General features: G+C 63.1%; 8 protein-coding genes. All 8 read right to left on the bottom strand.

What is annotated here, in order from left to right:
• Positions 1-537: 537 nt before the first annotated feature.
• The 8 genes from C7446_RS04750 to C7446_RS04715 all read right to left on the bottom strand — a co-directional run bounded on the left by C7446_RS04750 (position 538) and on the right by C7446_RS04715 (position 9,564).
• Positions 538-1,728 (bottom strand): glycosyltransferase, encoded by a 1,191-nt coding sequence (locus C7446_RS04750; protein WP_170150002.1) that lies wholly within the window; start codon positions 1,726-1,728, stop codon positions 538-540.
• A gap of 150 nt (positions 1,729-1,878) precedes the next feature.
• Entirely contained in the window at positions 1,879-2,826 is a 948-nt protein-coding gene (locus C7446_RS04745; RefSeq protein ID WP_121171744.1) for a glycosyltransferase family 2 protein, read from the bottom strand.
• A 105-nt stretch (positions 2,827-2,931) separates the two neighbouring features.
• Positions 2,932-4,644 carry an ABC transporter ATP-binding protein gene (locus tag C7446_RS04740; RefSeq protein ID WP_211327856.1) on the bottom strand — a complete coding sequence of 571 codons (1,713 nt, stop codon included), beginning with the start codon at positions 4,642-4,644 and terminating at the stop codon, positions 2,932-2,934.
• Positions 4,645-4,691: 47 nt separating this feature from the next.
• Positions 4,692-5,906, bottom strand: a complete 1,215-nt coding sequence (spt, locus tag C7446_RS04735) for a serine palmitoyltransferase (RefSeq protein WP_121171739.1) — start codon at positions 5,904-5,906, stop codon at positions 4,692-4,694.
• A complete protein-coding gene (locus C7446_RS04730) occupies positions 5,903-6,151 on the bottom strand; it encodes an acyl carrier protein (RefSeq protein WP_121171737.1) in 249 nt (82 codons plus the stop codon). Before C7446_RS04730 ends, spt begins: the two co-directional genes overlap by 4 nt.
• A 63-nt stretch (positions 6,152-6,214) precedes the next feature.
• A complete protein-coding gene (locus C7446_RS04725) occupies positions 6,215-7,135 on the bottom strand; it encodes an NAD-dependent epimerase/dehydratase family protein (RefSeq protein WP_211327855.1) in 921 nt (306 codons plus the stop codon).
• Entirely contained in the window at positions 7,132-8,910 is a 1,779-nt protein-coding gene (locus C7446_RS04720; RefSeq protein ID WP_121171733.1) for a fatty acyl-AMP ligase, read from the bottom strand. Before C7446_RS04720 ends, C7446_RS04725 begins: the two co-directional genes overlap by 4 nt.
• Positions 8,911-9,093: 183 nt before the next feature.
• Entirely contained in the window at positions 9,094-9,564 is a 471-nt protein-coding gene (locus C7446_RS04715) for an HIT family protein (RefSeq protein WP_211327854.1), read from the bottom strand.
• Positions 9,565-9,910 lie beyond the last annotated feature (346 nt).

Genomic DNA, 9,910 nt, shown 5'->3' with positions numbered 1-9,910 from the left:
TCATCGGGTAGCTCGGTCAGGTGGTGACAGGGTAGCCAGATTCTACCCCGCCGATGGCGATCAGGCAGCTGCGGCGGGATTTATGCAGCGTTTCCCTTACGATACAGTGATGGATACAGGAAGTGTTCCGGCTTATGAGTGCCGCCCTGTTTGATATACTGTGCATAGGCCGCTGCGATGATATCCAGCTGATTGCGTATGACGATAACGATTCGTGCGCGGGGGAATGCACTATAAATTCGCTCGGCAAATTCCTTTGATAACGCCCCCATGTGACCACCGCTTTCGAAATGCCCGCTCAGATCCTCGTCACAAAGCACGAATGGCCGAGAATCGCTGGAAACGAGCGTTCTGATAACTGCTGAAGGGTCAAAAGAGAAAGCATGCGGTCGAGTCAGGACACTTCTGACATGTTCTCGCGGCACATAGCGATGACTGCTGGCATGTGGGTAAAGCTGCTTCTGAAACCAGGTGGAAGCCGTCTTATGGTATCCGATATGAACTATGGGAGCGGGACTGGAGTCGGTTGTTGCCATTTCAGTTTTTGAAAGCTGTGGTGGAAGTATTGGTACTGTTCAGTTGATCAGCTGGCAGCAGTTGTAAATAGAGTTCAACACTACGATCCAGACTGAAATAACCGCCACGCTGTTTCAACAGTTCGGTGGGTAGCGGATTGGCAAGTGTTTCCAGCATGGCATCACCCATTCGTACAGCATCATTGACCGGAACGAGCTTTCCGTAACGGCCGTCTTCCAGAATCTCGACCGGGCCACTCGGGCAGTCGGTGCTGACCACCGGACAGCCGCAGGCCAGTGCCTGAATCAGCACACCCGGCAGGCCTTCATGTTCCGAGGAAAGTACAAACAGGTCAGCGCGCGCGAAGGCGGCATAGGGATTGGTTTCAAAACCGGGTAGATCGATGTGCGCCCGAATGTCGAGTTGCTCACCAAGAGCCAGCAGGGCGTCGCGTTCCGGACCTTCACCCAGAATCAGCAGGCGCGCGGGTTGTTGCTGCAGCACTCTGGCAAACGCCTGCAGCAGCGTGGCAAACCCCTTCTGCGGCACCAGTCGACCCGCCGCCACGATCACCGGTGTACCGCCGTCTTCCAGCCATGGATGCGGCGAGGGTTCATCGACCATCTTGAGCATGCCAGGGGTGACCACCGGATTGTAGATGGTGGTAATGCTGGCCGCCGGCAGACCTGCAGTGGCGACAAGGTCGGCTGCCACGCCGTCGGAAACGGCGACGATGCCATCGGCATCGGGATAGGTGCAACCGACCAGCGCCGGCAGATGACGCCAGCGGCCACCATTGGCGGATTTCTTCATGACCTTCTGCTTCAGCGTATTGCGTTCAGAGACGATGACCCGCGTTGTGGTTCCGGCCAGCTGCCTGCCCCAGGTGGCCACCAGGTTGCAGAAGGGGGATGCGGCGATCAGGGCATCGGGAACCTGGGTCTGCAGGTATCGGACCATGCCATGAAGATGAGGCAGCTTGTTGCCCGAGGCGGGAGTCAGCAGCACGGAGCGAGTCAGGATGCGCCAGTTACGGGGGGCTGCCCTGAGCGCAAGCAGGCGACTGCGTAGCAGGCGACGGTCAAGCGTTACCAGCCTGATGCCTTCCGGGATCTGATCGAGATAGGCCCCCCTGGGCTGATTGACCACCATGTCGACCTGATGGCCCCGATTCAGAAGACCTTCTGCCAGATGCAGCATCGAGCGTTCCATGCCGCCGCCTGACAGATCCGGCATGTACAGAGCGACATGAAATGTTGTATCAGACGATGGCAAACTCGAGTCCTCGTGATTCATTCAGGGGGAGAGTACAGGGCATGGTGCCGGGCTTCACCATGGCCGGACTGCAACTGCCGAGTCCGCTCACAGTGGCTGGAGCAGTCCTCTGCTGGCCTGCCAGGGAAGTCGGCGCCATTCCGAGCGGCAAAGCTGTCTCCAGACACGGTTAGCATATCGGGAAAATTCCGGTTCGGGGAATATCCGATACAGCATGTTCTGGTGCACCAGAGTCGCCAGCCAGTCGTGCGCCCATTGAAAATGCTCGGCACCCGTGCGCTGATCGGTCTTCTGCTTCCTGCCCAGCGCAAAATGCCTGTCGAGTTCCTTCTCCGAAGGCTCCAGGCCCAGCTGCTCCAGCAGTCGGCGCTGGATGATCTTCTTGTACCGGGCCGCCTTGTCCGAATTGCGGGAAATCTGCGTGGCATGGGTGCGCTTGCAGGTCATGACGGCCGGGATATTGGCAATCTCGTGGCTGGCCAGCAGGCGGACATGGAGATCGATGTCCTGGGAGAGCTCGAACGCTTCATCGTAGCGTAGTTGTCTGGCCAGTTCGGTCCGGATCATGACCGTGGTGTGGGCAATGCCGCAGCGCCAGGGCATCTGCGCCCGGATCCGGCGCGAGTCGGTCGGCATTCGCTTGAGCCTGCCACGCCGGCCCGTGGCATCGATGGCCCGGATCCAGCCACCGACTTCGCCGATGTCCGGATGCTGCTCCAGAAACGCGACCTGACGCGCCAGCCGGGAAGGGACCGCCTGATCATCGCTGTCCAGAATGGCAATATACCGGCCCCGGGCGAGCTCAAGCCCGTGATTGCGTGTCCGTGCCGGCCCCTGGTTGCCGGTCTGCCGAATCAGTCGGATGCGCGGATCCGTATATCCTTCGACGACCGATGCGGTGCTGTCGGTTGAGGCGTCATCCACGATCAGCAGCTCGAAGTCATCCAGCGTCTGGCGCAATACGCTGTCGATGGCCCAGGGGATGACGTCGGCCCTGTTGTAGGCCGGCATGAGCACGGTAACGGTCGGCGCCATCAGCGTCCCTCCGCGGGAGGATCAAGCCGCAGCCGAACTTCCGGGGCAGCGATGATCATCAACGGTCGGCCCGTGAGCACTGAAGCAGGATCGCTATCATGACTCTCATACCGGCGTGTTATCGGCTGCCTGTTTCTCAACCCGGGCCAGCTGACCCTGTTCCAGTCGATACACGATATCCGCGGCCTGTACCAGCGCCGGCTGGTGGGACACGGCGACGATGGTCAGCTGGTTGCTCAGCCCCCGCAGCGTTTTACTGATGGAGGCTTCGGCAGCAGGGTCGAGCGCGCTGGTCGCCTCATCGAGAATCAGCAGCCGGGGTTGATGGGCCAGCGCCCGGGCAATCACGATACGCTGGCGCTGGCCGCCCGAGAGGCGGTTGCCGCGTTCGCCCACGGAGTCGTGCATGCCGTTTGCCATGTTGCTGACGAAGTCCCAGGCTTCGGCCTGACGCAGGGCACGCTCGGCATCCTCCTCGGTGAGCGAGGGGTCGCCGAGGGTGACATTGGCCAGCACGCTGTCGTGCAGCAGCAGGGTTTCCTGCGGCACATAACCGATCATCTTGCGCCAGGCAATGCGATCGATTTCCGAGGTCGGAATGCCGTCGATGTGAACATTGCCCTGGGTGGGCTCGAGCAGCATGCACAGCAGATCGAGCAGGGTGGTCTTGCCGGCTCCGGAGGGGCCGACAATGGTCACGAAGGTGCCCGCCGGAATGACCAGATCGGTCTGGCCGAGAATGGTGTGTTCGCCGTAGTGAAAGCGCACGTCCCGGAAGGCAATTTCCCGTTCCAGGGTGGGCAGGCGGTCACCACCGGCGGGTTCCGCATTGGCCCGGGCGGCATGCACCACATCCTTGAGGGCCCAGTAGGCACTCTCCTGGGTCTGCATCTGCTGATAGCGTCGCTGCAGCTGGTTGAGCTGCATGACCACGCGTGCCAGCAAAAAGACCATGACCATCACCGAAGGCAGTGACTGCCCCCAGACCTCCAGTGCCAGGTAGAGGCCGACGGCGATGAACAGGGTCATGATCGGTTCCTGGAAGGCTTTCATCGCCTCGCGCGCCATGACCTGACGCTCCATGGCCCGATTGAGACGCCGGGTCTGGCGGCGCAGCAGGGTGTCGGCCACGTCATAACGTGCCATCGCCTTGAGCGGCTTGACCGATGCCAGGGTATCGGTCAGGCGCGAGAGGATATCGCGCATCAGCCGGGTCTGCTGCTTGCCGGCCCTGCGGGCAGCGGCCACCAGCTGGTAGAGCCCGACCGACATGAACAGTCCCAGCGCCAGCGAGGCCAGGGTCGCCTGCCAGCTGATCATCATCGCGACCACGACATAGACGACCACCTGGATGGCGAGCGAAATCACCGTGGCGCAGTACTGATAGCCGGTCGCGGCACGCGTGGCTTCGGTGGCCACTGAGTTGGCGATGCTGCCGGCCGGCTGGCGCAGGTAGTGCTCCCAGCGGCTGGAAAGCAGCGACTGGATCAGCTCGAGGCGCAGGTCGGTGGCCACGCGGGCCACGGCGTAACCGACCTGACGGTTGGCCAGCAGTACCAGCGCACTCTTGAGTGTCATGCCGATGACAATGATGCTCAGAATGACGCCGATGGTAGTGGGCAGCCCGATCGAATTCATGATTTCGATCACCCGGGCGGAGAAACCGTCGGTATCGTGTTCCTGACCCAGTGCGACACTCAGGAGTGGCAGTACCGTGGTCAGTCCGACGCCCTCGGCGACCCCTGCAAACAGCAGACAGATCAGCATGATGGCGGTGCGTCGGGGGTAGAGTCGGAAAAAGGCGAGCAGCAGTTTCATTGCGATTGCCCCGAGCCGGCCGATTGTATCGGCCAGCTCATCGAGTGTTACGCCGGAGTGGAAGGATCGAGCATCGAGCCCAGCGTGGCAAAGGCGTCCAGGATGGCATCGACCTGCTCATCGCTGTGCGCGGCACTGAGGCTGATGCGCATCAGGGCACGACCGTTGGGAGAAGCCGGTGGCAGCATCATGTTGACGTAGACACCGTGCTCGATCAGGGCATGCCAGAAGGCGATTGCCTGGCGGGGTGACTCGACCAGTGCCGCGACCACCGGGCCCGGCGTTGGTCCGAGTTCGAAGCCCTGCTCCTGCAGCCCGGCATAGAGACGTTCGGCATTGCGCCAGAGCTGATCGCGCAGTTGCGGACGCTGCGCCACGATGGCGAGCGCCTCGCGTACCGAAGCAATCGTGGCGGGCGAGGGGGAGGCCGTGAAGATATAGGGGCGGCTGTCGAAACGCACCAGCTCCAGATCCCGATGACGGCTGACGGCAAAACCGCCGATGGCGCCCAGGCTCTTGCTGAAGGTGCCCACGATGAAGTCGACATCGGCCTCGACCCCGACGGCTTCCGCAAGGCCACGGCCGGTCGCGCCCATCACGCCCATGGAGTGGGCTTCATCCACCAGCAGATAGCCACCCCGGCGCCGCTTGACTTCCGCGATCTCGGTCAGCGGGGCACGATCGCCGAGCATGCTGTAGATGCCCTCGACGATGATCAGGGCATTGTCGAGTCCGTCTTCGCGGCGATCGGCGAGTCGGCGCAGTCGCTTGTCGAGGTCTTCGGCGTCATTGTGGCGAAAGCGGATGACATCGGCGCCGGCCATGCGGCAGGCATCATAGATGCTGGCATGGCAGTCGGCATCGAGGATCACGCTGTCGCCCGGGCCGAGCAGCGACGTGATCAGCCCCAGATTGGCCATGTAGCCGGTGGAGAAGACCATTGCCGACGGCATGCCGTAGAACTCGGCAAGTTCCTGCTCCAGCTGGCGATGGCTGCCATAGCTGCCATTGGCCATGCGTGAACCCGTGGTACCGGTACCGGCTTCATCGAGCGCCCGGTGAGCGGCAGCGATGCAATCCGGATCAAAGGTCAGCCCCAGATAGTTGTTGGTGCCGGCCAGGATGACCTCGCTGTTGCCGATGCGTCCACGCGTCGGGGAGTGGACTTCATCAATGCGGGTCCCCAGCGGGCTGGGTTCACTGTCCAGCGCCAGCGAGCCACTGGCATCGCGCACCCGGTCAAACTTGTCGAAAAGACTCATTCGCCGCTCTCGATCTTCACGATGACATCGGCCAGCTGGCGCGGTGTGCGGACATCGGTGATCATGTTGATCGGCACCGAGATGTCGAATTCATCCTCGATCTCGAGCAGCATGTCCATCACGTTGACCGAGTCCAGGCCGAGTTCATTGATCAGATCGGCATCGGCGTGCAGCTCACCGCTTTCCGATTTGAAACGCTCAAGATGCTGCATCAGTCGCTCGAGTATCTGTTCGTGTCGCGTCATGGCTAGCCTGTTGGTGTGGGGCGCGGTGTCGATCGACTCGGGGTGGTCGTGCCACGCTGACGATTACTGTCCCGGATCACGCCAGAGCCCCGGTTCGGCCAGGGCGCGTTCAAGCGTGATGGTCGGCTGCCAGTCCAGTGCTGCGCTGATGGCCGTATTGTCGCAGCGCCAGTCGGGGTGGCGCAGCTCGTTGACCTTGCCGGGAGTCAGCATTGGTGTTCGGCCGGTGCAGCGGGCCAGCATCAGGTTGCTTCGGGCCAGAGCACGCAGCAGTGTTTCGGGCAGCGGCAGTGACAGCACCCTTCCCTGTCGCATCCGGGCCGCAAGGGCGGCAATCTGCGGCCAAGTGTAACCATCCGCTGCGCCATCGTGAAGCTCGAACGGCCCGCGTCCGGTGGCGGGTCTGCGCAGCCAGGCCAGAATGGCCTGCACCAGATCATGGACATGGATGACGGTCAGTCGGCCCTTCGGGGCACCGGCAATCGGCATGATGCCGCGCAGCATGAGTTCGAACAGCGGACGCAACTCGCGATCTCCCGGACCATAGACGGCCGGCGGCCGGAAGATGGTCACGCTTGGTGTGCCGTGATCGTCGAGTTCCTGTTCCGCCGCTTGCTTGGAACGCGCGTACCAGGAGAGTGCCGGTTCGCGTGCCGCCAGCGAGGAGAGCAGTAGCAGGTGAGCGCAGCCCTCGCTGCGGGCAGCTTCGAAGACCCGCTGCGTGCCGGCAGCATTGATCTCGTGGAAGGACTCGTAATCGGCTCCCCGTACCGCGCCGGCGCAGTGAATGACGCAGTCGGCGCCGGTGACCAGCGATTTCAGCGCCTGCCGGTCATCAAGGCCGCCCCTGATCCAGTGAATCCGTTCGCTGTCGCGGCGCTCGCGCCGGGTCAGCGCCTGTACCCGGTAACCGGCCCGTTCAAGCGCCGGACACAGGACGCTGCCGATGAAGCCGGTCGCCCCGGTAACCGCAACGCATCTCAAGATGAGGCGGCCGCACTGGGGGTGGGCGCGGCACCCATTGCTTCCCGCAGCTGCGCGGCATACTGGCGGCGCGCCTGGCTACGGGAAATCTTGCCCGACGAGGTGCGCGGCAGGGTGCGCGGTGGCAGCAGCGAAACCGTACAGCGGATGCCGAACTCGCTGCGAATGCCGGCCGCCATCTCCTTTACCAGGGCGGCTCTTTCCTGCTCGTCACTGAGCGTGGTCTGGACCAGCACGACCACATCCACCTCGGGCGCCTCTTCGGGTGGCGCCAGCGCCGTGAGCTCTCCCCGGTTGATGCCGGCCAGCCGGGACGCCAGCGCCTCGATGTCCTGCGGCCAGATGTTACGGCCGTTGACGATGATCAGATCCTTGTGGCGCCCGGTGACGTGCAGCCCCTGGCTGGTGAGATAGCCCAGATCACCGGTATCGAACCAGCCATCGTCGCCGAGTGACTTTCTGGTCTGCTCGGGATCACGAAAGTAACCGCTCATCAGACTGGGACCGCGAATGGTGACCCGGCCGACATGACGCTCCGGCAGTGGCTGGCCTTCGCTGTCACGGATGATGATGTCGTGCCCCGGCAGGGGGTGACCGCAGTTGACGAAGCTGGTGGCATTGACTTCTGCCGCTTCCGGATCGTCGAGTGCGCGCGCTTCCCCGTGCTGTTCGAGTGCATCGCGATTGACGTGATCCAGCGACATTCCGGTGCCCAGCGGTGCGAAGCTGACGGCCAGCGAGTTCTCCGCCATGCCGTAGCTGGGCAGGAAGGCGCGGCGGTCGAACCCGGCGGCGGCAAAATGGTCGGCAAAGCGCTCCAGCACATCGGGCAGCACCGGTTCGGCGCCTACACCGGCGACCCGCCAGGCGGAAAGGTCGAGCCGATCGATGTCGCTGCCGTGCAGGCGCCGGGTGCAGAGGTCATACCCGAACGGAGGGGCAAAGGCGATGCTGCCCCGGTTGCGGGTCATCAGGCTCAGCCACAGCCGGGGGCGCATGGCAAATTCCCGCGGCCCGAGATAGTCAACCGAGAGCTGTGATGCCATGGGCCCCAGTACAAAGCCGACCAGCCCCATGTCATGGTAGAAGGGCAGCCAGGAGACGCAGCGGTCCTGCGGGCGCACGGCCAGGCCGGACGCCAGAATGGCGCGCAGGTTGGCCATGATGGCGTGCTGACGGATCTCCACGCCGCGCGGAAAGCCGGTGCTGCCCGAGGTGTACTGCAGGTAGGCGATCTCGTCGGGGCCCGAGGGCGCCAGCGTCATGCCCTCTTCCACGGGCAGTGTCCGGAAGGCCTCGATATCCCCGTGGAAGGCCAGCGTATCGACCGAAGGCATCTCCTCGATATAGCGGACCATGTGGGTGGGAGCGATGGCGACCCGGGCCTCGCAGCTCTCCACCAGTCGGTCCAGCCGGGCCACGTAGCGCTCGTGACCGCCGATGCTCATCGGAATCGGCATCGGTACCGGTACCAGTCCGGCGTACTGACAGCCGAAGAAGATTTCCATGAAGGCCGGATCGGTGTCCGCGATTACGGCGACCCGGGCGCCACGCTCCAGCCCCAGCGACTTGAGGCGCCGGGCCGCATCAAGTGCACGGCGGCGTACCTCGACATAGGCCAGCGGTGCCAGCAGGCGACCCCGGTTGTCATGAAAGTTGAACCCGGTGCAGCCTTCGGCGGCATAGTCCAGCGCTTCTGCCAGCGTGGCAAAGTCGGCAAGGCGCTGAGGACTGCTGTTAAAGGTCGGGGTCGCGGTGATACATAATTCGGTCATCAACAATGTCATCCTGTTGAAGGAGCGTACGTCGGACACCATGCCCGAGCCATGCATCGCTCCTGACGGCCCTGTCCGATCCGCTGCTGGCCTGAATACCGGCAGATGACCGGTTTCCCGAGTAAACGATCGGCCACTTCCCTGGTCGCATGCGACGGGAAGAGCGAAGCCACACCGAGCGGGTTATCCCGAAGGAGATGTCTTCCGTGGCCAGGCGCCATCGAGGGCGTCGAACAGGGTCTGCCGGGTGGCTTCATCGGTGTCGGTGGTGTGGCCCAGCTCAGGGGGGCCGGGCCAGCCCGGATCGGCAAAGGTAACGCCGGCAAATTCGCGTGAGCGAGCGTAGCGCGGCAGCACGTGAAAGTGCACCTGTGGATCGACCATCATCAGCATCAGATAGTTCAGCCGGTCATGGTCGAAGGCTTGATGCAGCGCATGCTCCAGATCCGCGGTGACGGTGGCCAGCTCGCCGAAGGCTGCCGGGGGCAGGGCAGAGAATTCGGTCTGGGTCCCGCGGGCGACCAGCACCAGCGAGCCGAGCGTCGCCTGGGCCGGGCGCAACAGTACGCTCCAGTGTTCATACTCCCTGATGACACTGGCAGGAGCGCCGAATTTACGCAGCGTCTGATGAAGCTCCGAGGAATCGCTGCTCATTACCTTTCAGTTCCGTTGATCGGTTCGATTGCCGAACGGGCCGGCATCATGGCCCGTCCATGACGTATGGGTTACTGAAAGCATATGGCAAATCGGGCCGGCTTGCACTGCCCTCCGCGGGCCTGCCGCCAGGGACGGGGCCTGCAGGATGCACAGGGGCGGGCGAACGCGCTATGCTGTCGCACCTGCCGATCCGGCACTCCTGATTCTGCCATTCAGTCAACGGGACATTGTACCGTGAGTTCTGCCCCTTCGTCATTGTGCACCTCGATGCATTTCCGGATCCTGCGGCTGTTCGGTCCCGGCACTCGTGACCGGAGAGGCTTGGCCGCAATGCGTAACGGGA

Source organism: Kushneria sinocarnis, assembly GCF_003633775.1.
GTDB classification, from domain to species: domain Bacteria; phylum Pseudomonadota; class Gammaproteobacteria; order Pseudomonadales; family Halomonadaceae; genus Kushneria; species Kushneria sinocarnis.
Note: the sequence above shows the minus strand (reverse complement) of the source record. Positions and strands in the feature narration are given on the sequence as shown.